22 protein-coding genes and 1 tRNA gene are annotated in these 23,183 nt (G+C 63.3%); 9 read left to right on the forward strand and 14 right to left on the reverse strand.

The window, feature by feature from the left end; genetic code table 11:
• Window positions 1-38: 38 nt before the first annotated feature.
• Window positions 39-1,091 (reverse strand): bifunctional DNA-binding transcriptional regulator/O6-methylguanine-DNA methyltransferase Ada, encoded by a 1,053-nt coding sequence (gene ada, locus N436_RS05660; protein ID WP_110740585.1) that lies wholly within the window; start codon window positions 1,089-1,091, stop codon window positions 39-41.
• 65 nt (window positions 1,092-1,156) lie between these two features.
• Entirely contained in the window at window positions 1,157-1,783 is a 627-nt protein-coding gene (locus tag N436_RS05665) for a DNA-3-methyladenine glycosylase (protein WP_110740586.1), read from the reverse strand.
• Between the two features lie 171 nt (window positions 1,784-1,954).
• On the opposite strand from N436_RS05665, the gene N436_RS05670 reads away from it, so the two are divergent.
• Both N436_RS05670 and N436_RS05675 read left to right on the forward strand, forming a co-directional pair.
• On the forward strand, window positions 1,955-2,470 hold the full coding sequence (locus N436_RS05670; RefSeq protein WP_060709595.1) for a sigma-70 family RNA polymerase sigma factor: 516 nt from the start codon (window positions 1,955-1,957) through the stop codon (window positions 2,468-2,470).
• Window positions 2,457-3,413 carry a FecR domain-containing protein gene (locus N436_RS05675; RefSeq protein ID WP_110740587.1) on the forward strand — a complete coding sequence of 319 codons (957 nt, stop codon included), beginning with the start codon at window positions 2,457-2,459 and terminating at the stop codon, window positions 3,411-3,413. Before N436_RS05670 ends, N436_RS05675 begins: the two co-directional genes overlap by 14 nt.
• 7 nt (window positions 3,414-3,420) lie before the next feature.
• On the opposite strand, the gene N436_RS05680 is transcribed toward N436_RS05675, so the two are convergent.
• From N436_RS05680 to N436_RS05685, 3 genes are all read right to left on the reverse strand, one after another.
• Window positions 3,421-4,578: an MFS transporter gene (locus N436_RS05680; RefSeq protein ID WP_060500224.1), complete on the reverse strand. Its 1,158-nt coding sequence runs from the start codon at window positions 4,576-4,578 to the stop codon at window positions 3,421-3,423.
• A gap of 83 nt (window positions 4,579-4,661) precedes the next feature.
• Window positions 4,662-4,799, reverse strand: coding sequence for a hypothetical protein (locus N436_RS28530; protein WP_003247435.1), 138 nt, complete (start codon window positions 4,797-4,799; stop codon window positions 4,662-4,664).
• Between the two features lie 199 nt (window positions 4,800-4,998).
• Window positions 4,999-6,213 carry an MFS transporter gene (locus tag N436_RS05685; protein ID WP_105945595.1) on the reverse strand — a complete coding sequence of 405 codons (1,215 nt, stop codon included), beginning with the start codon at window positions 6,211-6,213 and terminating at the stop codon, window positions 4,999-5,001.
• A gap of 191 nt (window positions 6,214-6,404) precedes the next feature.
• Here N436_RS05685 and N436_RS05690 point away from each other — a divergent pair, with 191 nt between their 5' ends.
• The gene (locus N436_RS05690) at window positions 6,405-7,328 is read left to right on the forward strand and encodes a FecR domain-containing protein (RefSeq protein ID WP_110740588.1); all 924 of its coding nucleotides are present in this window, start codon (window positions 6,405-6,407) and stop codon (window positions 7,326-7,328) included.
• A gap of 95 nt (window positions 7,329-7,423) precedes the next feature.
• A tRNA-Met gene (locus N436_RS05695) sits at window positions 7,424-7,500 on the forward strand.
• Between the two features lie 218 nt (window positions 7,501-7,718).
• On the opposite strand, the gene N436_RS05705 is transcribed toward N436_RS05695, so the two are convergent.
• The 4 genes from N436_RS05705 to N436_RS05720 all read right to left on the reverse strand — a co-directional run bounded on the left by N436_RS05705 (window position 7,719) and on the right by N436_RS05720 (window position 12,454).
• Window positions 7,719-10,226, reverse strand: coding sequence for a TonB-dependent receptor (locus N436_RS05705; RefSeq protein WP_110740590.1), 2,508 nt, complete (start codon window positions 10,224-10,226; stop codon window positions 7,719-7,721).
• Between the two features lie 77 nt (window positions 10,227-10,303).
• The gene (locus tag N436_RS05710; protein WP_256589884.1) at window positions 10,304-11,254 is read right to left on the reverse strand and encodes a FecR domain-containing protein; all 951 of its coding nucleotides are present in this window, start codon (window positions 11,252-11,254) and stop codon (window positions 10,304-10,306) included.
• Window positions 11,251-11,772 (reverse strand): sigma-70 family RNA polymerase sigma factor, encoded by a 522-nt coding sequence (locus tag N436_RS05715; protein WP_105945592.1) that lies wholly within the window; start codon window positions 11,770-11,772, stop codon window positions 11,251-11,253. The genes N436_RS05710 and N436_RS05715 overlap by 4 nt, the downstream gene beginning before the upstream one ends.
• A 67-nt stretch (window positions 11,773-11,839) precedes the next feature.
• Window positions 11,840-12,454 (reverse strand): LysE family translocator, encoded by a 615-nt coding sequence (locus N436_RS05720; protein ID WP_110740591.1) that lies wholly within the window; start codon window positions 12,452-12,454, stop codon window positions 11,840-11,842.
• Between the two features lie 246 nt (window positions 12,455-12,700).
• On the opposite strand from N436_RS05720, the gene N436_RS05725 reads away from it, so the two are divergent.
• Window positions 12,701-13,618, forward strand: a complete 918-nt coding sequence (locus tag N436_RS05725; protein WP_105945590.1) for a LysR substrate-binding domain-containing protein — start codon at window positions 12,701-12,703, stop codon at window positions 13,616-13,618.
• Here the strand turns inward: N436_RS05725 and N436_RS05730 are convergent.
• The gene (locus N436_RS05730) at window positions 13,558-14,142 is read right to left on the reverse strand and encodes a D-Ala-D-Ala carboxypeptidase family metallohydrolase (RefSeq protein ID WP_177410247.1); all 585 of its coding nucleotides are present in this window, start codon (window positions 14,140-14,142) and stop codon (window positions 13,558-13,560) included. The genes N436_RS05725 and N436_RS05730 overlap by 61 nt on opposite strands.
• Window positions 14,143-14,414: 272 nt before the next feature.
• On the opposite strand from N436_RS05730, the gene N436_RS05735 reads away from it, so the two are divergent.
• Window positions 14,415-15,104, forward strand: coding sequence for an NYN domain-containing protein (locus N436_RS05735; RefSeq protein ID WP_110740592.1), 690 nt, complete (start codon window positions 14,415-14,417; stop codon window positions 15,102-15,104).
• A gap of 36 nt (window positions 15,105-15,140) precedes the next feature.
• Here N436_RS05735 and rimI read toward each other — a convergent pair whose 3' ends face one another.
• Window positions 15,141-15,596 carry a ribosomal protein S18-alanine N-acetyltransferase gene (rimI, locus tag N436_RS05740; protein ID WP_060500236.1) on the reverse strand — a complete coding sequence of 152 codons (456 nt, stop codon included), beginning with the start codon at window positions 15,594-15,596 and terminating at the stop codon, window positions 15,141-15,143.
• The gene (locus N436_RS05745; RefSeq protein ID WP_110740593.1) at window positions 15,593-16,378 is read right to left on the reverse strand and encodes an energy transducer TonB; all 786 of its coding nucleotides are present in this window, start codon (window positions 16,376-16,378) and stop codon (window positions 15,593-15,595) included. Before N436_RS05745 ends, rimI begins: the two co-directional genes overlap by 4 nt.
• Window positions 16,379-16,597: 219 nt before the next feature.
• Between N436_RS05745 and mksB the strand changes: the two genes are divergently transcribed.
• Genes mksB through mksF form a run of 3 tightly spaced genes read left to right on the forward strand, consistent with a single transcriptional unit; the run spans window position 16,598 to window position 21,415 of the window.
• A complete protein-coding gene (gene mksB / locus N436_RS05750) occupies window positions 16,598-17,887 on the forward strand; it encodes an Mks condensin complex protein MksB (RefSeq protein ID WP_016713342.1) in 1,290 nt (429 codons plus the stop codon).
• Window positions 17,877-18,584 carry an Mks condensin complex protein MksE gene (mksE, locus tag N436_RS05755; protein ID WP_104833488.1) on the forward strand — a complete coding sequence of 236 codons (708 nt, stop codon included), beginning with the start codon at window positions 17,877-17,879 and terminating at the stop codon, window positions 18,582-18,584. The genes mksB and mksE overlap by 11 nt, the downstream gene beginning before the upstream one ends.
• Entirely contained in the window at window positions 18,581-21,415 is a 2,835-nt protein-coding gene (gene mksF, locus N436_RS05760; protein WP_105945586.1) for an Mks condensin complex protein MksF, read from the forward strand. The genes mksE and mksF overlap by 4 nt, the downstream gene beginning before the upstream one ends.
• A gap of 138 nt (window positions 21,416-21,553) precedes the next feature.
• On the opposite strand, the gene N436_RS05765 is transcribed toward mksF, so the two are convergent.
• A complete protein-coding gene (locus N436_RS05765; RefSeq protein WP_105945585.1) occupies window positions 21,554-22,015 on the reverse strand; it encodes a CreA family protein in 462 nt (153 codons plus the stop codon).
• Window positions 22,012-23,130 (reverse strand): glutamate 5-kinase, encoded by a 1,119-nt coding sequence (gene proB, locus N436_RS05770; protein ID WP_025754691.1) that lies wholly within the window; start codon window positions 23,128-23,130, stop codon window positions 22,012-22,014. The genes N436_RS05765 and proB overlap by 4 nt, the downstream gene beginning before the upstream one ends.
• Window positions 23,131-23,183: the final 53 nt, after the last annotated feature.

The raw sequence follows: 23,183 nt of genomic DNA on the forward strand, positions 1-23,183 counted from the left end.
ACTCGATTTGGCGGGGGATTCTACGCGGCTTCAAGCCATCAGGAGAGTGCCGTCTCTCGTTTGAGTAGCTGCTGTTTGCGCTCGACGCCCCAGCGGTAGCCGCTGATGTCGCCGTCCCGACGCACAACCCGGTGGCACGGGATGGCCACGGCAATGTGGTTGGCCGCGCAGGCCATGGCGACTGCACGCACCGCTTTGGGCGCACCGATGCGCTCGGCGATGTCGGTGTAGCTGACCCGGCTGCCGGCCGGCACCTCGCGCAGGGCCTGCCACACCCGCTCCTGAAACGCCGTGCCCTGTACATCCAGCGGCAAGGTCAGGCCCAGCGCCGGGGCTTCGACGAAGCCCACCACTTCTGCAACCAGCTGTTCGTAGGCGCTGTCGCCGCCAATCAGACGGGCTTTGGGGAACTGGTCCTGCAAGTCTTGCAACAGGGCCTCGGGATCGTCGCCCAACAGAATCGCGCAAATACCCTTCTCGCTTTGGGCCACCAGGATCGCGCCCAGTGAACACTGACCGATGGCGAAATGGATCGTTGCCCCGGTGCCGCCAGCACGGAATTGCCGGGGGCGCATGCCCAGGCGCTGACCGGCGCTTTCGTAGAAGCGGCTGTTGGAGTTGTAGCCCGCATCGTAGATGGCGTCAGTGACTGAACGTTCACCGTCTTCCAGGTGCGCACGCACACGCCGGGCGCGGAAGGCGGTGGCGTAGGCCTTGGGGGTTACGCCGGTTTCAGCCTTGAACAAGCGATGCAGGTGGAAGGGGCTGACAGCCAACTGCGCGCTGAGCTGGTCGAGGCTGGGGGCAGGGTCGCAGGTTTCGATCAGGCGACAGGCGCGGGTGACCAACTGGCTGTGGCGGCTGGTGCTGGCTTTGCTGATGCAACGTTTGCAGGCGCGGTAACCGGCCGCTTCGGCGGCAACGGGGGTATCGTAGAACTCGACGTTGCTGCGCTTGGCCATGCGCGATTTACAGCCGGGGTGGCAGTACACGCCGGTGGTGCGCACGGCGTAGACGAAGTGGCCGGTGGCGTTGGAGTCACGGGACTCGACGGCTTGCCAGCGTTGGTCGGGGGTGGTGTAGGCGTTCATCTTTGATTTCCGAGTATGTTGTTGCTTGTACCCGCGAAAGGGCCGGCACAAGCAATGCAAAAGCCTCAGGCCCGCCACAGGTACCAGGCCGCCACGGTACGGTATGGGCGCCAGCCGCCACCCAGCGAGCGCATCTGCGCAGGCGTTGGCGCCTTCTCCAGCCCCTTGAGCCGTCGATAGCCCTCGCGCACACCAAAATCGTCCACTGGCAGAATGTCCGACCGCTCCAGGCTGTAGATCAGCAGCATCTCCACCGTCCACCGCCCTACCCCACGCAATGCCACCAGGCGCTCGATCAGGGCTTCATCAGCCATGGCCAATGCCTCTTCCCGCGTCGGCACCAGGCCTTCCAGCCGGGCCTGGGCAATGCCCTGCACCGTGGCCATCTTGCTTGCCGAAAACCCACAGGCACGCAGGGTGTCTGGGCTGACAGCCAACAGTTGCTCCGGTGCCGGGAACGCAACCTGCGGGAACAGCGCCAGCAACCGGCCAAGGATCGCCTCTGCGGCGCGGGCATGCAGCTGCTGGTAGGCAATCGCCCGCACCAGTGCCTCATAAGGCTCGCGCCCCGGTGTGGCCTGGTGCAGGCACGGCCCGGTCGCCGCGACGTGCCGCGACCAGTCCGGATCGAGCGCGGCAAGGTAATTAGTGGCCTCGCGCAAGGCCTGCGGCGAAACGTCGGCCAGAATCATGGCACCTCCATCAAGTCGATTGCAGGTCCAGCTTAGCGCAGCCGTTCATCGGGCAAACGCCGGTTCTTGCTCGGCTAATTCCTGGCATACCATTGCTCCACGCCATCATCCCCGCATAGAATTGAGAACAATTCACAATCGCACACATCAAGGGACCGGGCCTTCGCTACGATGCAGATCAACGACACGCTCAAACCGGCCGAGGTCGCTCTGCTGTACCAGTCCCACCATGCCTGGCTGCGCGGCTGGTTGCGTAGCCGGGTCGGTTGCGGCGAGCATGCCGCCGACCTGGCTCAGGATACCTTCGTACGCTTGCTGCGCGCCCGCCAGGTGTCACCGCTGAAAGAGCCGCGCGCCTACCTCAGCAGCATCGCCCGTGGCTTGATGATCGACCAGTTCCGCCGCCGCGCACTGGAGCGGGCCTACCAGGAAAGCCTTGCGCACTTGCCCGAGGCTGAAGTGCCCAGCGAGGAAGACCGGTTGGTCATCCTCGATGCCCTAGAGCGCCTGGACCGTGCCCTGCACCAGTTGAAACCGCGTGTACGCCAGGCGTTTCTGCTGGCCCAACTGGACGGTTTGAGCATCGTGCAGATCGCCCAGCAGCTGGACGTATCCCGCGCCACCATCGAGCGCGACCTGGCCAAGGCCCTGGGCGTCTGCTACCGGTTGCGCTATGCCGACACCTGACAGCACACCCGCGCAGGCACAGGTCGACCAGGCGATCGACTGGCTGGTAAAACTGCGCTTCGACCGCCCCAGCGCACGCACCGAGCAACAGTTCCGGCAATGGCTGGCCAGCCACCCGCACAACCCGCTGGCCTGGCAACGTGTCAGCCACCTCAGTGACGAGATGGCCGCGTTGCCCAAGGACCTGAGCCGGCGCACCCTGGACGGCGGCCAGCGCCAACGCGTCAGCCGCCGGAACCACCTTAAGTTGCTGGGGCTCCTGGCCGTGGGCGGCAGCCTGGGCTGGGCTGCACGCGAACCGTTGGGCCTGCCACAACTGCTGGCCGACAGCAGCACCGCCACAGGTGAACGGCGCCAATGGCAAGGCAGCGACGGCAGCCGCATCCAGCTCAACACCGCCAGCGCCATCGACTTGCGCTACAGCGCAGCGCAACGCCGGCTGGAACTGATCCACGGCGAGGTCAGCCTGGACAGCAACCCGAATGACAACCGACCGTTCCGTATCGACACCCGTGTCGGCCCGCTGACCACACTTGGCAGCCAGCTGTTGCTGCGCGAAAACAGCCAGGGCCTGCTGCTGTCGGTGCGTCGTGGCGAAGTTACGCTGTTCCCCTCTTCCGCGTCTGCGCGGCAAATCGAGCAGGGCGAAACCTTGCAGGTCGGGGCAAATGGCAGCATCCACGCAGTGACGCTGCACAGCGACCCGTGGGGCTGGACCGACGGTGTTCTCAGTGTGCAGCAGATGCCATTGGCCGAGTTTGTCGCCGAACTCGGCCGGTACCGTCCAGGCCTGTTGCGCTGCGCGCCTGAAGTGGCAAGCTTGAAAGTGTCTGGCACCTTTCAGTTGGCTGACACCGAGCAGGTCCTGCAACTGCTCACTCGCAGCCTGCCTGTGCGGGTCGACTACAGGACGCGCTTCTGGGTAAACGTTGGCGCAGCCTGAAAGGTCATCATTGCGCTACAGCGCGTATGCGCCCCGCACGCCGGTACGACTGCCTGGCAAAACACACGAACAACCCGGCCATCAGCGCCAGCGCCATGGGCAAGCCATGTGGCGCCACATTCATTGCCGCGCCACTGAGCAGCGGCCCGATCAGGCTCCCCACGCCCCACAGCAACCCTACGCTGGCGTTGGCAGTGACCAGGTCTTGGCCTTTGAAGCGCTGCCCGATCAACACCAGCGCCAAGGTGTAGATACCCCCTGCCACCGCGCCCAGTACTACCAACAGCGGCCACAGCAGCCAGGTGAGGTTCAACAGCCAAGGCAGGCCGATGCCGATCGCCATCGCCACCAGCCCGCACACCAGGTGCAGCCCGGTGCGCTCCACCCGGTCCGCCAGCCAGCCCAGCGGCAGCTGGAACAGCATGTCGCCAGCAAACACCACAGTCACCATCAGCGCCGCGACGCCCACGGCAAAGCCATGGCTGGTGGCATACACCGGCAACAGCGACAGCACCACGGCATCGAAGAACGAGAAGAACAGCACGGCCACGCACAGCGCCGGCGCCACACGGAAGAACCCGGCCAGGCCAAAGCTCTTTTCGCCCTCTTCATGTTCGACATGGTCGTTGGGCACGGTCAGCACGATGCACAGCAGCGCCAGGCCATAGCAAGCGGTGACCACCCCGGTGATCCACGGGCTATCGGCACCCAGCACCGCCAGCATGGCCGGGCCGAGCACCTGAAAGCCGGTGAAGCTGGTGGCATACAGGGCCATGATCTTGCCGCGGTTGTGCTCCGGGCACAGCTCGTTGACCCACGACTCGCCGAGGATGATGGCAATCCCCATGCCCAGCCCGAGGCCCAGGCGCAGCAGCGCCAGCAGCCACAGCGAACCGAATGCCGACTCGAGCAAGGCAATGCTGACCGTGCACAGGCTGAAACACAGCAAGTAGATGGTGCGCCGGGTGAGGTGACGGCAGCAGGCATCGACCAGAAACGCCGAGAGCATCATGCCCGCAGCAGGGATGGCCGAGATGATGCCGATTTCCAGAGTGCTCGCCCCCGCTTCATGCAGGCGCAACGACACCAGCGGCAAGCTGGCCCCCAAACTGAAACCCACGACCGACACGGCGAACAACAGGCCCGCCAGCAAACGCATGTTCATGTACCACTCCTTGCAAACCGAAAAGACGTGCAGACACAGGCGCGCACGCCAGGGTAGCGAGCGACGCAAAAGCGCAGATCAGTTCAGGCGAGGTGTGGCGAGAAGGTGAAGGCAAACAGCACGCTGCGGCGGCGCTTGAGCACCGTGTCGCTCGGCCACGCACGACGCAAGGCCTGGAAGGCAGGCTGACGGGCGTGTGGCAGGGACTGGGTACGGCGCATTGCTTTGACTACTACGCAGGTGGTTGGAAAAAGAGGCGGCACTCTAGGCCAAGGGTGTCAGGTCGTCAATCGTCGGGGCCGCTGCGCGCCCCATCGCCGGCAAGCCAGCTCCCACAGGTTTTGCACATGGCTCAAGGTCTGTGCAGCCGGGGTGGGAGCTGGCTTGCCGGCGATGGGCTGCAAAGCAGCCCCGGCAATGTTAGCGCTTACCGGTACTCGGCAAGAACACCGCCAACAACCCGAACAGCGGCAGGAACGAGCACACCCCATACACATATTCAATGCCGCGCAGGTCCGCCACATACCCCAGCAGCGCCGCACCAATGCCGCCAAATCCGAACATCAGCCCGAAGAAGATACCGGCGATCATGCCCACGCTGCCCGGTACCAGCTCCTGCGCATAGACCACAATCGCGGAAAACGCCGACGCCAGGATAAAGCCGATCACCACGCTCAACACCGTGGTCCAGAACAGGTCGGCATACGGCAGTGCCAAGGTGAACGGCGTCACACCCAGAATCGAGAACCAGATCACCGCCTTGCGCCCGATGCGGTCACCGATCGGCCCGCCAAAGAACGTACCGGCCGCCACCGCGCCGAGGAACAGGAACAGGTGCAGTTGCGAGCTGGCCACCGACACATCGAACTTCTCGATCAGGTAGAAGGTGAAGTAGCTGGTGAAGCTGGCCATGTAGAAGTACTTGGAGAACACCAGCAAGCCCAGCACGATCAGCGCCGCAATCACCCGGTTGCGCGAGATGCCGTGGGTGGCTTGCACCGCCTTGCGCGCCTTGGCCTGGTTGAGGTGCTCCTTGTACCAGCCACGCAGCATCAAGGTGACGCCAAAGAAGAACAGCGCGGCCAGGCCGAACCAGGCGACGTGGGTCTGGCCGAATGGAATGACGATGGCCGCCGCCAGCAGCGGGCCCAGGGCCGAACCGGTGTTGCCGCCCACCTGGAAGGTCGATTGGGCCAGGCCGAAGCGCCCGCCAGAGGCCAAGCGTGCAATACGCGAGGTTTCCGGGTGGAACGTCGATGAGCCGATACCGACCAGCGCCGAGGCCAGCAAGATCATCGGGAAGCTGCCCACAAAAGCAAGCATCACGATGCCCACCAGCGTGCACAAGGTGCCCATCGGCAACAGGTTCGGTGTCGGCCGGCGGTCGGTGAAAAAGCCGACCCAGGGTTGCAGCAACGAAGCGGTGATCTGGAACGTCAGCGTGATCAGGCCGATCTGGGCAAAGCTCAGGTCGTAGTTGGCCTTGAGCATCGGGTAGATCGCCGGCAGCACCGACTGGATCAGGTCGTTGATCAGGTGCGCCAGGGCGCAGAAACCAATGATGCGCATCACCAGCGGCGTGGCTTGGTTTGCCGTTGCGTTGGTGGACGCGGTGGAGGCACTACTGATGGCCATTTGCCTAAATCTCCGTCCTCAGGTTTGGGATCCGATTATCAGGAAACAAATAGATACATAGCTACCTTTTTTATCCCTCCGTCGCGACGTACTTGAAAATGGTTCTCAATATAATTAGCATCCTTGACCCATACCCCTGTCATCGTTGGGCGAAACGGCCCCTATCGTGAGCAGACCTACCCATGAGCCCGATGCCCGCCATGCAACTGCAGCCCGACCCACAGCAGGAAGCGCTGGAGTGGTTTTCGCTATTGCGCCAACCCGGCTGTGACGAAGCCCAGCGCCAGGCATTTGCGGCCTGGTGCCAGGCCCCCGATAACGCTCGCGCCTATGCCGAGCTGGAAACGTTCTGGCAGCAGTTGCAGCCACCACCCGCCCGCCCCCGCCCACGGCAGGTCACTGTGCGCCGCAGCCACCTGGGCAAATGGCTGGCACTTGTGTTCCTGCTTGTATTAAGCGCCGCAGCTTACCTCTACTGGCCGCTGATGCAGCGCCTGGCCAGCGAGTTGCACACCGACGTGGGCGAACGCCGCAGCACGCGCCTGGCAGATGGCACCACGCTTAACATGGACAGCGCCAGCGCCATGAACGTCGACCTGCGCGGCCGTACGCGTCAACTGCACCTGGTGCAGGGCCAGGTGTACCTGGAGGTTGTGCTCGATGGACGGGCGATGGAAGTGGAAGTGGGCAGCGCACGCATCCAGGTGTTCGGCACTCGCCTGCAGGTCGCCCGCCATGCAGATCATGATGAACTCGTGGTAATCAGTGGCAAGGCCATGGTCACCCAAGGGGGGGATCAACGCATGGTCTCGGCGGGTGAGCGGGTTACCTTTGATGACATGCGTATCGACCCGGTGCAGAAAGCCGACCTGAAAACCGCCGACAGCTGGCGCAACGGCCGCCTGAAAGCCACCGACATGCCTTTGGGGCAGGTGCTGGAGCGCCTTGCCGGGTACCAGGGGCAACGCCTGTGGATGATGGATGAACAAATGGCCCATCGGCGCGTAAGCGGTGATTTCAACCTCGACCAGCCACAGGGAAGCCTGCAATCCCTGGCTGCGGCCCAGCATCTGCAGCTTCAGGGCGTGCTCGGGCACTGGCTTGTGGTGCGCTGAAACCACGCCCGGCCGCTAAGTTTTTGAAAGCGTGCAAATTTTTTTTGAAATGAGTGTTGACAGGGGGGCCGTTCAAGAGAATAATGCGCGCCATCGGCTACATAGCTCAGTTGGTTAGAGCATAGCATTCATAATGCTGGGGTCCGGGGTTCAAGTCCCTGTGTAGCCACCAAACAAGACGAAGGGCTTACCGCAAGGTAAGCCCTTTTTCTTTGCCTGCGAAAAAGGGCTCGCCCGCCAACAACTGTCTTTTACAAAGTCCAAAGCTGGCGCTATCCCTGTAGGAGCGGCTTTAGCCGCGAACACCGGCGAAGCCGGTGCCATATACCGCGTTGCGTTCTTCGCGGGCACGCCCGCTCCCACAGGGTGTGGCGGAGGTCCGCTAAGTATTCAGAACTCCCACTTCGAACTCACCATGAAATTACGCGGCTCGCCATACGACGCGCTGTTGAAGTTGTCATCGAATGAACTGAAGTACTTTTCATCAAACAAGTTGTTCACTGTGGCGGTCGCCGACCACTGCGGCGTGAGTTGATAGCGAGCCATCAGGCCAACGGTGGCATAGTCTCCCTGCTTGATCTTCACCGGGTTACCGACCTGCCAAGGCGTGGCGGTAAAGTGCATGCCGCTCTGCCAGTTCACACCACCACCAATGGTCAGGCGCTCCAGTTCACCAGGCAGCTGGTAAGTGCTCCACAGCTTGAACATGTCCATCGGGATGGTGGTCTTGACCCGCTCGCCGTCATTGTCCTTCACCCTGGAATGGGTATAGCTGGCTGCCAGGTTCCAGCCCGGCGCCAGCTCCCCGCTGACCTCCATGTCGATACCGCGGGTGGTGGTCTTTTCTGCGCGATACGCGGTGATCAGGCCATCACTGCCGGCCACGGTCCCGTCGGCCACGGCATCGTTGTCCAGCTTGACTTCATACAACGCAAAAGCGGTGTTCAGGCGGCCACCGAAATACTCGCTCTTCAGGCCAAGTTCGTAGTTGTCCCCTTCACGCGGCTCCAGCAGCTTTCCTGCCTGGTTACGGTAGGGCTGCGGCTTGAAGATACTGGTGTAGCTGGCGTAGACCGAGTGCACATCGTTCAGGTCGTAAACCACGCCTGCATAGGGCGTCACCTCCCCCGTGGCCTTGACCGAATCATCGGTGTCGTAGGGCTGCAGGCTGGCAACGTGGTAATGGAACAGGGCGTCGTACTGGTAATTGCTGACCCGCGCACCCAGGATCACCGACAGATCATCCGTCGGTTTCAGGCGCGTCGCCAGATAGGCCCCGGTTTGGCGCTGGTCGATATCATCGTCTTCACGGTTGAAGTTGTAGGACGGTGTCGGGCCTTGGTTGTCCCAGGTCCAGATGTTCACCGGCACACCGCTGACGCCATTGTTGCTGCTGCCGTTCGCCAGCAGGTTGCCAAAGCCGTTGCGGCGGTTCTCATAGCTTTGGTAATTGAAGCCCATCACCAGCTCGTGTTCACGCCCCAGCAACTGGAACGGGCCACTGAGCATCACATCGATGCCGCGTTGCTTCTGCGTGTTGTCACCCTTGGTGGCGGTGTAACGCAAACCGTCGCCCGTGGTCGGGTTGACCACGCCCGTGGTGGTGCCGACGATGACCGAGTCGTAATCGCGCGTGCCGTACAGATAGTTGGCGGCGAGCTTGAGCGACCAGCCTTCGCCCAAGCGCTGCTCAAGCGAGGTAAAGGTGTTCACCGACTCCTGATGGTTGCTGCTATCGCGGCTGGCACCGTTGTACGAGCGTGGCATGCGGTACTGGAAGCCACGCCCAGAGCCATCGGTGGCCACAACCGGCAAGCCGGTGGTGGAGAAGCCACGCGGGTCGCTGTCCAGGTACTCCACGCCCAGGGTAAACAGGGTATCCGGCGTCAGGTCCATCTCGCTGACGCCATATACGATGGTCTTCTGCTGCTGCAGGTGGTCGGTGAAGCTGTTGGCCTGCTGGTACGCCGCCACGGCACGGCCGCGCACCGCGCCGTTGTCGGTCAGCGGGCCGGACACATCCACTTCGGTGCGGAACAGGTCCCAGGAACCGAGCCCGCCACTGATGTAGCCCTTGAAGTGGTCCGTTGGCTTCTTGCGCACCAGGTTTACCGTGCCGGACGGGTCGCCCGCCCCGGTCAACAACCCGGTAGCGCCCCGCACCACTTCGACCCGGTCGTAGATGGCCATGTCCGACAGCGCCTGGGGCAGCGCCTGGCTGAAGGCGAACGTGGTGGTGGGCATGCCGTCATATTGGTAGCTGTCGATCGCCAACCCACGAGAGAACACATACAGGCGGTCACTGCCAGGGCTCTGCACGTTGACCCCTGGCGTTTGCTCAAGCACTTGCCCGATGCTGCGCAGGTTCTGGTCTTCCATCCGCTGGCGGGTCATCACGCTGACCGACTGCGGCGTCTCGCGCAGGCTGAGGTTGAGCTTGGTGGCGGCGTTCGTGATACCCGTGGTGTACGAACCCGTGCCCTCGGTGGTGCTACCCGGCAACTGACTATTGACGGTGGTGACGCCCAACTCCAGCGCCCCGTCATTGCCCGGCACGCTGACCAGTACAAAGCCATCGGCACTCCCTTGCGCCTGCAGGCCCTGCCCGCCCAGCAGCACGGCAAACCCTTCATTCACGCCGTAACTGCCCTGCAAACCGGTGCTGCGCCGCCCTGCCACCTGGCTGGCGTCGAACGAAATGGCCACGCCGGCCTGGCGAGCGAAGCTGCTGAGCACATCCCCCAACTGCCCTGCCGGGATGTCATAGCGCTGCACCTGCTGCTGGGCTGCGGCCACAGGCGCCAGCAGCAGCGGCAGGCTGCCCAGCCCCAGGTGAAGCCCCAGGGCCAGCGCATTGCGAGGCGTGAAAGGGATGCGCGCGCGCAAGTTCGAAAGCATGTTCCCGATACTCCGTTATGTTGGCTTACGACAAGGACGCACGGAAATCGAGAACTGGAAGCAGACAGGAATGTTTTTTATCTGAGCTCGGATTCAGGCAGGTAGCGCACCCGCGTGATCCAGGGCGTGTAGTGATCGATGCCCAGCGGCAGACTACGTGCCAACAGGCGCAATGCCCGCTCACTGTCGTCGGCCGGCAAGACAGCGGTCACGCGAATGTTCGCCAGGGCCTTGCGATCGAACAGCAGGTAGCCCGAATGGTTACGGCTCAGCTGTTCGAGCACCTCGACCAGCGGCCGCTCGCGTACCACCAGCTGATGCCGGGCCCAGGCCTGCTCCACGCCCCTGCCGTCGACAGGCTGTACTTCACCTGGCCCCGTCGCGTCGAAATGCAGTTCCTGGCCTGCCGATACCACCCGGCGCTGGCCATGGCTGTCGACTTCGGTAGTGGATTCGATCATTGCCAGGCGTGAGCCTTCGGCCAACAGCTCCACGACAAAACGCGTGCCCAACGCCCGCACACTGCCATGTTCGGTGACCACCTTGAACGGACGCCCGGCGTCCTTGGCCACATCCACCAGGATTTCCCCGCGCAGCAGGCGAACCGTCCGCGTCCGGTCATCGAAGTCCAGGTCGACGGCAGATCCGCCGTCCAGCCGAAGCAGGCTGCCATCAGGCAACTGCCGCGTGGCCCATTCACCGCTGCCAGTGCGAATATCGGCCAGCAGGTAGGCCGGCCCCTGCTGCACGAACAGCACCAACGGCAAGGCCAGCACCACAGCCAGCGCGAGCGCCTTCATGGCGTTGGCCGAACGCCGTTGCTGCTTGAACGCCCGCAGCGCACTGCGGGCTGGTGCATGCTTGAGCACCTGCAAGGGGGCCAAGGTTTCCTGCATACGCTGGAAGGCTTCGAGGTGCTCGCTGTCCTGCTCCAGCCAGGCACGAAACGCCTCACGGTCGCGACCGCTGGGCTGGTCGTCCAGGCGCACGAACCACTCGGCGGCCTCATGAAGAACTTCCGGGCTCACAGGCAGGCCTCTGCGGCGGCGTGACAGGCCAGCAGCGCTTGCACCAGGTAGCCTTGCACACTCTTGGTGGACACCTGCAAATGCTCGGCGATTTCGCTGTGGCTCAGGCCTTCGAGATGGCGCAGCACAAACGCCTGGCGTACACGCGGCTGCATGCGCGACAGGGCACGGTCGATCTGCTCCAGGGCTTGTATTGCCGTGTGAATCTGCTCGGGAGATGGCGCTTGCTCCATCTGTTCCACATGCAGCGCCAACGCTTCGCGATAGGCTTGCTCCAGCTTGTGCCGACGGCCACGGTCGATCAGCAGGCGCCGCGCCACCGTCGCCAGCAAGGCCCGAGGCTCGCGTGGGGCGACGTAACTGCCAGCACTGAGCAAACGAACGAACGTGTCCTGGGCCATGTCTGCGGCATGCTGCGGGCAGTTCAGGCGCTGGCGCAACCACACCAGCAACCAGCCGTGATAGCCCTTGTACAAGGCATCCAGGGTGTCTACGGCGGCGGGAGGGGTTGATTTCATCGCGAAGCTTCGCAAATGGGAATGATTCTATTCTAAGTGGCCATCACCCCAACTTGCAATCGCCGCCTCAACGCATACCCGTCACCGCCACTGCCAAACCAAGCCCGATCAACGCCAGCCCGATCACTCGGTCCACCAGCACTTGCCGCTCGATCATCGCCTTGCGCAATGCCGTGCTGGAGAAGAACACCGCCACCAGGCTGAACCACAGCCAGTGGGCAAAGGACATGAACGCCCCGTAGGCGAAGTCCAGCACCAATGGGCTACCGGGCTGGACTACCTGAGTGAACGCACTGATGACAAACAACATGGTCTTGGGGTTGAGGGCATTGGTCAGAAAGCCCGTTCGCAGGGCTTGCAATACGCCACCAGCGGTTTGCCCTAAACCATCCAGGCTGATGCGCCGGGTATTGGTCAATGACTGGTAGCCCAGATAGATCAGGTAGCCCGCACCCAGCACTTTCATGGTGAAGAACAAAGCCGGGCTCTGGCTGATGAGCACTGCAATGCCCAACACCGTGTACAGCACGTGCACCTGCACGCCCAGCGCAATGCCCACGGCAGCGGCCAGCCCGGCCCTTCGGCCCTGTGCATAACTGCTGCGGGTGACCATGGCGAAATCGGCGCCAGGGCTGATGACGGCGAGCAGGGTGAACAGGGCGACGGCGATGAGTTCGGTCATGCGGGTGGCTCTCGATAGGCGATGGAAATGCACAGACTGGATGATTATCGAGCGCTTATAGGGTGGGGAAAAATCGATTTATAGTGAGACATATCTGATAGTTTTTCTCACAGAGGTGTTTTGCCAGTACTGGCCTTTTCGCGGGCACGCCCGCTCCCACAGGATTTTCACAGGCATCTGGAGCTGTGTTGTACCTGTTGGAGCGGGCGTGCCCGCGAAGAGGCCGGGCCTGAAAACATACAAACCATGAAATTGCCGCCGTTGAACGCCTTCCGCTACTTCGACATCGCCGCCCGGACCGAAAGCTTCGTGCGCGCCGCCGAGCACCTGCACGTCACCCACGGCGCCGTCAGCCGCCAGGTACGCCTGCTTGAAGAACACCTCGGCGTGGACCTGTTCGAACGCCGTAACCGGGCCATTTTCCTCACCCCAGCCGGCCGCGCCCTGCAAGGCACTACCCAGGCGATCTTCGAACAGCTCGAAGGTGCCGTGCAGCGCTTGCAGCAACAGGCCCGCGACAATGTGCTGGTGCTGTCCTGCGAGCCGACCATCGCCATGCGCTGGCTGATCCCGCGCCTGCCGCGCTTCCATGCCGACCACCCCGACCTGCAGTTGCACCTGGTAGCCGCAGGCGGGCCGCTGGACTTCGCCCGTAGCGGTGTCGACCTGGCAATCCGCCGCGACGACTTTCACTGGGATAACCAGTTGTACAACCAGAAAATCTGCGACGAATGGATCGGCCCGGTGTGTCACCCCACTGCCCCCAACCAGCTGAACGGCCAGCGCCTGCTGCACAGCACCACCCGCCCCGGCGCCTGGCCCACCTGGTTACGCCTTAGCGGCCAGCAGGCGCGGCATAACGAACGCAGCGACTACGAGCACTTCTACCTGTCGATCCAGGCCGCCAGCGCCGGCTTGGGCGTGGCCATGGCCTCAGCCCTGATGGTGCGCGACGAACTCGACAGCGGGCAGTTGCAGGCGCCCTTTGGTTTTGTCCGCGATGGTTCGGCCTACTACCTGCTCAGCCCACAACCGGTCGAAGACGGCGGCAAGCGCCAGCGTTTTGCCGAATGGGTCACCAGCGAATGCCAGCGCTGCCTGGCTCACTTGGGCTTGATGCAGAACGACGAGCCAGCGCTGCCATCGCCGCCCCAGGTGCGATAGCCGGCGGTGTCCACATGGATACGCCCGGACGGGTAGCGCCCCAGGCCCATGTTCCAGGCCTGGCCATACTGCTGCCAGAAGCGGCACAGCGGGTTGGGATCGGCCCAGGCCGGCAACAGGATATCAACGGCGAAGGCACGGGTATGGGCACTGTTGGCAGCACCGCCCGCGCAGGTATTCAGGCGTGGGTTACGGTAGGCGGAGACCACTTCGAACTGGCGCAGGATGCCTTGATCATCAAGCGTCTTGATCAGCGAGAGGGTCGAACGTACAGCCGACCAGTTGCTGGCAGGCGGCACGGCAAAGGGAGACGCCTGGCACAGCTTCCAGTCCGAGGCCGAGCGCAGCAACTGGTGGATAGGTACTACGCCATAAAGACGGGCATCCACCAGCATTTCACGAAAAGGCCGGGTTTGATGGTCGCCAGCCCATTGGGCGAACATCCACAGGTCGCGTTCGTCGGCGTGGGACACGCCGCCCAATGCCAAACATAGTGTCAGCAATCCCCTCTTGGTACCGTTCATATCGGCTCTCCTTTCCAACGTGATCGACTCGAATATTTCGCGTTATTTCACGCGCAACGCCAGGAAATACTATTCCTCGGTATCGATCGCCCATTGTCAGCCATCATTGCCCTGCAACTGTTCGCCGGCCCCTGCTACTCGTTGACTCACTCAGCCACGGTGGCATAATCCCACTCACTACTCAGCCTCGTACGCGATGATTTGATTCGTCGGCTGTTGGGGTGAAAAAACCGGCCTAGTGCCGGTTTTTTCGTTTTCAAGGAAAGATACCCTTGCGTACTGCCTGCTTTGTAGACGGCTACAACGTGTTCTATGGCCTGGTGGCAGGCACTAAATACAAGTGGTTGGATCTACCTGCCTTACTGAAGCACATCATTCGCATCGAACAACCCGAAAGCGAACTGAGCGCCATCAGCTTTTTCACCTCGGGTGTGAAACCGTCGCTTGCCAGCCGCGGAAACCTTTCCAAAGAGGCTCAGGACACCTACCTTCGGGCCTTGATTGCGCAAGGTGTAACCGTGCATTACGGAAGACATCAACTTGAGCCACGCAACGCACCTCGCTTCGTGAGCAAAGACACGCCACCCTCCAGGCTCGACCAGGTAGCCATCTCGAAACTGGAAGAAAAGGAGACGGATGTTCACATCGCCATCAGCATGTATCGGCTCGCAGCCCGACAAGCTGGGCTTCCCACGGGTGAGCGAATCCAGCAACTGGTTCTGGTTTCTGCCGATACCGACCTGACACCCGCCCTGAAAGCTATCAAGGAAGATTTCTCGGACCTGCGACTGGGTGTGATCTTGCCGCATCGCGAGGGCATGAAGCGGACGCTGCCGGGGTCGCTGCAAAACAACTCCCACTGGATGCGCCGAGTAGTAACCGAGGACGAGCTTGCTTCCAATCAGTTTCCCGACCGGGTGCCCACTCAGAAGAGACCGGCATGCAAGCCACTGTACTGGTGACCGCGAAAGCCACCCTATTACTCCTCACCTGCAAGGTCAGTCCTCAAGCAGGGTGCACGCCATCACCAGCGCGTCTTCGCGCCCCCCGGCAACCGGATAATAGTCGCGGCGGCGGCCGATTTCGTTGAAGCCGTAGCGCTCATACAAACGATAGGCCGACTGGTTGCTGGCACGCACCTCCAGGAAGCACTCGCGACCATTGAGCTGGTAGGCCCGGGCCATCAGGTGCTCCAGCAGGCGCAGGCCCAGGCCACGGCCCTGGTTTTCAGGTTTGACGGTGATGTTGAGCAGGTGCGCCTCGTCGATGATCACGTTGATCACGCCATGGCCTACCTGCTGCTGGCCGTCGAACATCAGCCAGATTTCGTACGATTTGAGCGCATCCAGAAAAATCCCGCGGGTCCAGGGATGACTGAACGCGGCATATTCGATCTTAAGTACGGCATCCAGATCCGCCTCGGTCATCGGGCGGAAACTGATCGATTCACTCATTCAACGCTCTTCCAGCGCGCCATCAGCTGGCGCATGGCTTTCCAGACGTCCGCCTTGCGCTGCGGCTCGTCCATCAACAGTTCAAGGCCCGGCAGTGCCCAGGCATCGCCCAGGCCGTCGAGCGTCAGGGCTTGGTAATAGGCGTCGGCGTCGGCATTGGCGGCAAAGCGCAGCGCCGGCAGGCCGATCAGCCACAGGCAGGTGCTCGGGGCATCTTCGAGGCGCGCCTGAACAAAGCCCCGGACAAAATCGCGCGCAGCTTCCGGCCCCTGGTCCATGTTGCCTCGCACCAGCAAGGGCCAGCGCACCGGTTCGCCGATGATCTGCGGGGCGTCAGGCAGGCCGGCGGCGCGCAGCATGTCCTTGAGCAGCAGGTAGGACGGGTCGCGGCTCTGGAACGGCTGGCCGGTGGCCAGTTCGACCAGCAGCAGGCAACTGCCGGCGCGCAGCAGTTGCAGCGAGAAACGCGGGGGCGGCACGGGGGCCGGTCGCGGCGGTGCGGGCTGTTCCTCGGCCTCGACAGGCTTGGCAGCCGGTTTGGGCGCACTGCCCGGGCGCGGGATTTCGATTTTTGGCCGCTCGCCGGAGCGAGCCTGAGGGGCGGCGGGCGCATTGTTTGCAGCCGGTGCCGGCCTGACCTCGAAATCGATGTCCTCGACCGGTGCCACCGGCAGCAGCAGTTCGGGCCGCGACGGTGCGGCGAACGCCAGTTCGGCGCGCGGCAGCCAGTGCACCACTTGCATGGCGGAAAGGTAGGCGCGGCGACGGGGTTCGGTCAGCAAGGGGCGGGTATCCAGGGGGCGAAAACAATTGGGCATTCTAACGCCGTTGGCAATCGAGTGCCGCAACTGGTCGGCGGATTTTTAGTGTCTTCACCCGCAAAGCGCCCAGCGAATCCCCTACATGCTCATGGTTATCCTTCATTACAGACCAAGGGGTGAAAACCTCCCCCCCGGATGCAGTACAATCGCCCCCTTTTTCTTGGCAACGAGTCGAAGCCAATGATCGAACCCAAGCGCGTCCTGCGCGCCCTAGCCGAACACTGGGCCCTGATCGAGCCGCTGTGCGAGCGTTTCGACCAGGGCACCCTGAGCCTGGTCGAGCTGCGCCAGCATGTGGCCCGCCAGCAGGTCGAGAGCACCCCGCAGGACATCACCCAGCTGCTCGACGTATGGATCCGCCTGGATATCCTGGTCCCGGTGGCCAAAAGCCCGAACCGTTTCGAGCTCAACGCGCAGATCCATGACTTCCTCGCCTACCTGCGCCGCGAACACCGGCTGGGCCTGTGCCTGGAGATCGAAGCCTACCTGCGCCACCTGGAACGCCTGGCCGGCCACATCCAGGACGCCTTCGACAACCGCGACAGCGACGACCTGGCGCGCCAGCTGCGCCTGCTCGACATGCGTGTGCGCGATGTGCTGAAAAAGCTCGATAACGACGAGCAGGCGCTGGTGGCCGTGGCCGAACGGGCCAAGACCAGCAACCGCCAGATCCCGCTGCGCCAGCGTTATGCCGAAGTACTGGCCACCTGGGACGAGTACGTCGAACCGATGATCCAGCTGGTGAACGCCGACGGCGCCTTCGAACAAGGCGTGCGCAAGGTCGAGACCGTGCTGCTGAAGCTGCTGGGCGAACAGGCCCGCCTGGGCCACCTGGTCGACGACGACATGCTGCTGCGTACCCACGCGCGCATTCTGGAAATGCAGACCAGCGCCCAGCTCACCCTGCGCCACGCCCGCGAACTGCTGCTGCCGCTGCGTGAAGAAGCCCGCCGGCACAACGCCGTGACCCGTGGCGCTGCGCTGGCCCTGTCGGTGATCCGGCGCAAGGGCATCGATGCCGTGCCGCAAGCGGCCATGCCGATGTTCACCCGCCCGCAAAGCACCTTCCTGGGCAGCGCGAGCCAGGTCGAGGCCTATGTGTACGCCCTGGCCCGCTTCGAGCCCAAGCCGGCGCGCTTCCCCAAGGCCCACAAGACCCAGTCCGGTGCCCTGCCCCGTGCACCGCGCACGGTCAAAGAGATGGCCGAACGCTGCGAACAGGCCCTGCCGCTGCCCGACCTGATGGTCTGGCTGCTGGAGCAGGAACCCGAAGGCGCCACCGACGAGCTGCTGTACTGGTTCTCGCGCCTGTCGCGGGAAAAGCGCTTCAAGCGCGAACGCCTCGACCGCCGCGAATACACCACCCAGGAACACTTGGTCAGCCTGCGCTCGTTCGCCCTGACCTCCAGCCGCGAAGACGCCACCAGCGCGCCTACCGAACCCAACGCGAGCCCAGCCCATGCATCTTGATCTTTCCGAACTGTCCCAGCTCGCACCGATCTTCCGCGAGCTGTTCAAAGGCTTCCACGTCAGCCGCCGCGACCCGGAGCTGTACGCCCAGCTGTCGAACTTCCAGGACCAGTACCGCACCCTGTTCAAGGCCCTGGGCTTCGAGCTGGTGTGCGATACCCGTGGTTTCTACTACTTCGTGCCGGACATGACCGCCGCACAGGTGAACAAGACCGCGCAGCGCCTGTCGCTGTTCACCTTCATTCTGGTCGAGCATCTGGCCGACCAGGGCCGCGACCCGATGGCCGTGCTCGATGGCGGCAGTATTGGCCGTGACGAGCTGCCCTCGCTGCTGGACAAGTACCGCGACCTGTTCCTGCAGGCCGAAGTGCAGACCGTGGACGAGCTGGAAGAAAAAATCCTGCGCCGCATGACCCAGCTTGGTTTCGCCTTTGAGGAAGGCGGCATCTACCGCTTCTTGCCGCCGATGCACCGCTTCCTCGATGTGTGCCTGTCGGTGCAGCAGGACCGCGACCTGGCCGCCACCCTGCACAGCGACCTGCCGCTGCCCACCCCGGTACTGGTCGAGGAAGAAAGCCCCGAAGAACTCAACCGCACCGACGACCCGCTGGACCTCAGCCCGTTCGACGGCGAGGAAAGCGAAGAAGAAGCCCTGGCCCGGGCCATCCGCGAAGAGCAACAGGAGATTGACGCATGAGCCAGGAACGCTACGGCATCCGCCGCTTTGCATTGCTCAACACCGCCGGCTACAGCCTTGGCCTGTTCCCGCTGGAGCACCCGCTGTCGGTGTACGGCGCCAACAACCTGGGTAAATCGGCGTCGATCAACGCCCTGCAGTTCCCGATCCTGGCGCGCATGTCGGACATGAGCTTCGGCAAGTACAGCCTTGAGCAGTCGCGCCGCTTCTACTTCGCCAGCGACACTTCGTACATTCTCTGCGAACTGAGCCTGCCGCACGGCCCGCACGTGATCGGCGTGGTCGGCCGCGGCCCAGGTGGCGGTTTCGGCCACCAGTTCTTTGCCTACAAGGGCGAACTGGACCTGGCCCACTACCAGAAGAACGACACCTGCCTGCGCCAGAAAGAGCTGTTCACCAACCTTGAACGCTTAGGCATCAAGGCTTACGAGCTGAAGCCGGACGAACTGCGCCGCCTGCTGGTTGGCGGCCACACCTCGGTGCCGCTGGACCTGACCATGATCCCGCTGCGCTCCACCAGCGAGCAAAGCCTGAAAACCTTCCGCGCACTGTTCATCAACCTGCTGCACATGCGCGAAATCACCGCCGCCAAGCTCAAGCAGCTGTTCCTCGACGCGTTCGAGCACAGCCTGCGTTCGGGCAGCGTCGACTACATCGCCGCGTGCGAAGAAGCGTTCCGCGACGTGCGCCGCATGGAGCAGGACTACAACGCCCTGGTCGCCGCCGGCCCGCTGGTCGAGGCCTTGGCCGGAGGTGTGGCCCAGCGCGACATCCTGCGCGGCAAACTGCACCGCATTTCGCCCGTACTCGACACCCTGCTGGGCACCTGGCAGGAATACGCCATGGCGCGCAAGGAAGAGCTGGTCATCCAGTCCGAGCACTACCGTGGCGAGCAGGACCGCCTGCAGAACGACCAGCGCGGCGGCACCCAGGAGCTGATGCGCCTGGAGCGTGAAATCACCGGCATCCAGCGCTGGCTGGGCGAGCTGTCGGTGCTCAAGCACCGCTTTGCCCTGGTTGATGACGTCAAGGTGCTGGAGCAGCAGTTGCTGGCAGCCAAGGACGCCCACGACGAACTGGCCGGCGCCCTGGCCCAGTCGCGGCAGTTCAGCGCCGAAGACCTCGACGAGCGCGTACGCGACCTGGAAAAACGCCTGAAGCAGGTCAAGCAGCAGCTCGACCACGCCGACAACAACAGCTACGCCCGCCTGCGCGAAGAGTTCTCGCAAGCCGACGTCGACCGCCTGATGCGCCTGTTCAACGGCGCGCTGTTCAGCCTGCCGCTGGGCGACCGTGGCATCGAGCTGGACGACAGCGACCTGTGGGTAAAATCGCTGGAAGCGGTGCTCGACGGCTTCAAGGGCGAGCGCTTCGAAGCCCCGGGCCTGGCCATCGACCTGACCAACATCGACCCGCCGGCACTGCAGGCCCTGGCCGACCGTGCCGCCCTGCGCGACCAGAAAGAGCGCCTGGAAAAAGAGCTGAAACAGCTCAAGACCCAGCAAGCCGTAGCCGCCGACCGCTCTGCCTCCAAGGCGCAAACCGAAACCCTGTACCAGGAAGTGCTGGATGCGCAAAAGGCGCTGGAAGACTTCCGCCGCAGTGAAACCCTCAGCGCCGAAGAGCCAGAGAAGCTGGAGCAACTGTCGCAGCTGGAAGCTGCCCAGGACGAATTGAAGCGTTCCAGCGACGCCTTCACCGAACGCGTCCAGCAGCTGTCGGCCAAGCTGCAGTTGGTCGGCCGCCAGATCGGCGACCTCGAGTCCAAGCAACGCACCCTGGAAGACGCCCTGCGCCGTCGTCAACTGCTGCCGGCCGACCTGCCCTACGGCACGCCGTTCATGGAAGCCATCGACGACTCGATGGACAACCTGCTGCCGCTGCTCAATGACTACCAGGACAGCTGGCAAGGCCTGCAGCGCGTGGATAACCAGATCGAAGCGCTGTACGCCCAGGTGCGCCTGAAAGGCGTGGCCAAGTTCGACAGCGAAGACGACATGGAACGCCGCCTGCAACTGCTGGTGAACGCCTACGCGCACCGCACCGACGAAGCCCTGACCCTGGCCAAGGCACGCCGCGCTGCAGTCACCGACATTGCCCGTACCCTGCGCAACATCCGTAGCGACTACGACAGCCTCGAGCACCAACTGGCCCTGTTCAACCGCGAGATCAACAAGCGCCAGGTGTCCAACCTGGAAAGCTTCCGCGTGGTGCTGGCGCCGAACAAGGAAGCGCTCAAGCACATCGACCAGATCATCCACAGTGCCGGCCAGTACGAAGAAGGCGAAACCCTGTCGGTGTTCGACCTGACCCAAAGCGCCGAGCAGGACAACAAGAACGAAGAAGCCAAGGAGTACCTGGCACGGCTGGTGGCAGCCAACCACAACCAGCTGGGCCTGAAGGACCTGTTCGAGCTGGCGTTCGAGATCACCAAGGTCAACGGCCAGCCGATCATCCACGCCGACATTGACGGCGCGGCGTCCAACGGCACCACCATGACCATCAAGGCGCTGACCAACATGTACCTGTTGCTGCACCTGATGGACCGTGACCTGGCCGGGCGCATTCGCCTGCCGTACTACCTGGACGAAGCGGCGGACATCGACGAACGCAACCAGGCAGCACTGCTGGAAACCAGCCTGCAGCTGGGCTTTGTGCCGATCCTGGCGAGTGTGAAGCCTCAGGTATCGGCGCGTGTGGCGATCGACCTGGAAGGCGGTAGCGGGCCGAATGGCATCTACATCGACGAGGCGGACTGGAAGTTCATCAGCCGGCTGGATGAGGTGAAGGCGGTTGTGCGTGAGGATCATCAGGCTGAGGAATTGGCCTGATACCGGTGTGATGGGGCCGCTTTGCGGCCCTTTCGCGACACAAGGCCGCTCCCACATTGATCGGCGTACGCAGGACTTTTGTGGGAGCGGCCTTGTGTCGCGATGGAGGCCAAAGGCCTCCCAGGATCTACCAGGCTATCAATGCGCCCAAGGCAAGATCGGTATCGCAGTCACCGCATTCTGCGGGCTGCCCTCGATCATGCGGTCGCTGTATACCAGGTACACCAGCGTATTGCGCTTCTTGTCCAGGAAGCGCACCACCTGCATGGTCTTGAACACCAGCGAGGTGCGCTCCTTGAACACCTCCTCGCCGTCTTTCAACTCACCCTTGAAGTTGATCGGCCCAACCTGACGGCAAGCAATCGATGCCTCCGCACGGTCCTCGGCCAGCCCCAACCCACCCTTCACACCGCCTGTCTTGGCCCGCGACAGGTAGCAGGTCACGCCCTCGACCTTGGGGTCGTCGAACGCCTCGACCACGATGCGGTCGTTCGGCCCGAGGAACTTGAACACGGTGGACACCTGGCCGATTTCCTCGGCCCCGGCCAGCATTGGCAGCACCAGCGCTATCACGCCGATCACCCGCTTGAACAGGCTCATACCAGCACCAGGTTGTCGCGGTGCACCAGCTCCGGCTCGGCGCTGTAGCCCAGCAGGCTTTCGATGGCATCGGATGGCTGGCCAATGATCTTCTGCGCTTCCAGGGCGCTGTAGTTGGCCAACCCGCGCGCCACTTCCAGACCGTCCGGGCCGACGCACACCACCATCTCGCCACGGCGGAAACTGCCCTGCACCGTCTTCACGCCAACCGGCAGCAAGCTCTTGTTGGCCTGGCGCAGCGCCTGCACGGCACCGGCGTCCAGCACCAGGGTGCCACGGGTTTGCAGGTGACCGGCCAACCACTGCTTGCGTGCAGCCAGCATGCCGCGCTCGGGCGACAGCAGAGTCCCCAGGCGCTCGCCCGCCTTGAGGCGGTCCAGCACGCGCTCGATGCGGCCACCGATGATGATGGTGTGAGCACCGGAACGGGCAGCCAGGCGCGCAGCGCGCAGCTTGGTCTGCATGCCGCCACGGCCCAGGGCACCACCGGTGCCACCGGCCACGGCGTCCAGCGACGGGTCGTCGGCGCGGGCTTCGTAAATCAGCTGGGCTTCGGGGTTGTTGCGCGGGTCGGCGTCGAACATGCCGTCGCGGTCGGTGAGGATCACCAGCAGGTCGGCCTCGACCAGGTTGGCCACCAGCGCCGCCAGGGTGTCGTTGTCGCCGAAGCGGATCTCGTCGGTAACCACGGTGTCGTTTTCGTTGATCACCGGCACCACACCCAGGTCGACCAGCGTGCGCAGGGTGCTGCGGGCGTTCAGGTAACGCTTGCGGTCGGACAGGTCGTCATGGGTCAGCAGGATCTGCGCGGTGTGCTTGCCGTGCTCGCCGAAGCTCGACTCCCACGCCTGCACCAGGCGCATCTGGCCGAGCGAGGCAGCTGCCTGCAGCTCGTTCATCGCGCTCGGTCGCGTGGTCCAGCCCAGCTGGCTCATGCCGGCAGCCACGGCCCCGGAGGACACCAGTACCAACTCCACGCCCGCCTCACGCAGCGCGACCATCTGCTCGACCCAAACGGCCATGGCACCGCGGTCGAGGCCTTTGCCATCGGCGGTCAGCAGAGCACTGCCAATCTTCACGACCCAGCGCTTGGCGCCCGTCACCTTGCTTCGCATCTTCTTCCAACCTATGTCGAATCTGTAGATACCGTGGATACAAAAACGCCGCT

The sequence above is a fragment of the Pseudomonas sp. RV120224-01b genome, assembly GCF_003208145.1.
In the GTDB taxonomy this organism is placed as follows: Bacteria; Pseudomonadota; Gammaproteobacteria; order Pseudomonadales; family Pseudomonadaceae; genus Aquipseudomonas; species Aquipseudomonas monteilii.

What these genes read in the sequence shown, in the direction of transcription:
- ada (WP_110740585.1), bottom strand. Translation starts at nt 1,091, where the DNA reads ATGAACGCCTACACCACCCCCGACCAACGCTGGCAAGCCGTCGAGTCC.
- N436_RS05665 (WP_110740586.1), bottom strand. Translation starts at nt 1,783, where the DNA reads ATGATTCTGGCCGACGTTTCGCCGCAGGCCTTGCGCGAGGCCACTAAT.
- N436_RS05670 (WP_060709595.1), top strand. Translation starts at nt 1,955, where the DNA reads ATGCAGATCAACGACACGCTCAAACCGGCCGAGGTCGCTCTGCTGTAC.
- N436_RS05675 (WP_110740587.1), top strand. Translation starts at nt 2,457, where the DNA reads ATGCCGACACCTGACAGCACACCCGCGCAGGCACAGGTCGACCAGGCG.
- N436_RS05680 (WP_060500224.1), bottom strand. Translation starts at nt 4,578, where the DNA reads ATGAACATGCGTTTGCTGGCGGGCCTGTTGTTCGCCGTGTCGGTCGTG.
- N436_RS28530 (WP_003247435.1), bottom strand. Translation starts at nt 4,799, where the DNA reads ATGCGCCGTACCCAGTCCCTGCCACACGCCCGTCAGCCTGCCTTCCAG.
- N436_RS05685 (WP_105945595.1), bottom strand. Translation starts at nt 6,213, where the DNA reads ATGGCCATCAGTAGTGCCTCCACCGCGTCCACCAACGCAACGGCAAAC.
- N436_RS05690 (WP_110740588.1), top strand. Translation starts at nt 6,405, where the DNA reads ATGCCCGCCATGCAACTGCAGCCCGACCCACAGCAGGAAGCGCTGGAG.
- N436_RS05705 (WP_110740590.1), bottom strand. Translation starts at nt 10,226, where the DNA reads ATGCTTTCGAACTTGCGCGCGCGCATCCCTTTCACGCCTCGCAATGCG.
- N436_RS05715 (WP_105945592.1), bottom strand. Translation starts at nt 11,772, where the DNA reads ATGAAATCAACCCCTCCCGCCGCCGTAGACACCCTGGATGCCTTGTAC.
- N436_RS05720 (WP_110740591.1), bottom strand. Translation starts at nt 12,454, where the DNA reads ATGACCGAACTCATCGCCGTCGCCCTGTTCACCCTGCTCGCCGTCATC.
- N436_RS05725 (WP_105945590.1), top strand. Translation starts at nt 12,701, where the DNA reads ATGAAATTGCCGCCGTTGAACGCCTTCCGCTACTTCGACATCGCCGCC.
- N436_RS05730 (WP_177410247.1), bottom strand. Translation starts at nt 14,142, where the DNA reads ATGAACGGTACCAAGAGGGGATTGCTGACACTATGTTTGGCATTGGGC.
- rimI (WP_060500236.1), bottom strand. Translation starts at nt 15,596, where the DNA reads ATGAGTGAATCGATCAGTTTCCGCCCGATGACCGAGGCGGATCTGGAT.
- mksB (WP_016713342.1), top strand. Translation starts at nt 16,598, where the DNA reads ATGATCGAACCCAAGCGCGTCCTGCGCGCCCTAGCCGAACACTGGGCC.
- mksE (WP_104833488.1), top strand. Translation starts at nt 17,877, where the DNA reads ATGCATCTTGATCTTTCCGAACTGTCCCAGCTCGCACCGATCTTCCGC.
- mksF (WP_105945586.1), top strand. Translation starts at nt 18,581, where the DNA reads ATGAGCCAGGAACGCTACGGCATCCGCCGCTTTGCATTGCTCAACACC.
- N436_RS05765 (WP_105945585.1), bottom strand. Translation starts at nt 22,015, where the DNA reads ATGAGCCTGTTCAAGCGGGTGATCGGCGTGATAGCGCTGGTGCTGCCA.
- proB (WP_025754691.1), bottom strand. Translation starts at nt 23,130, where the DNA reads ATGCGAAGCAAGGTGACGGGCGCCAAGCGCTGGGTCGTGAAGATTGGC.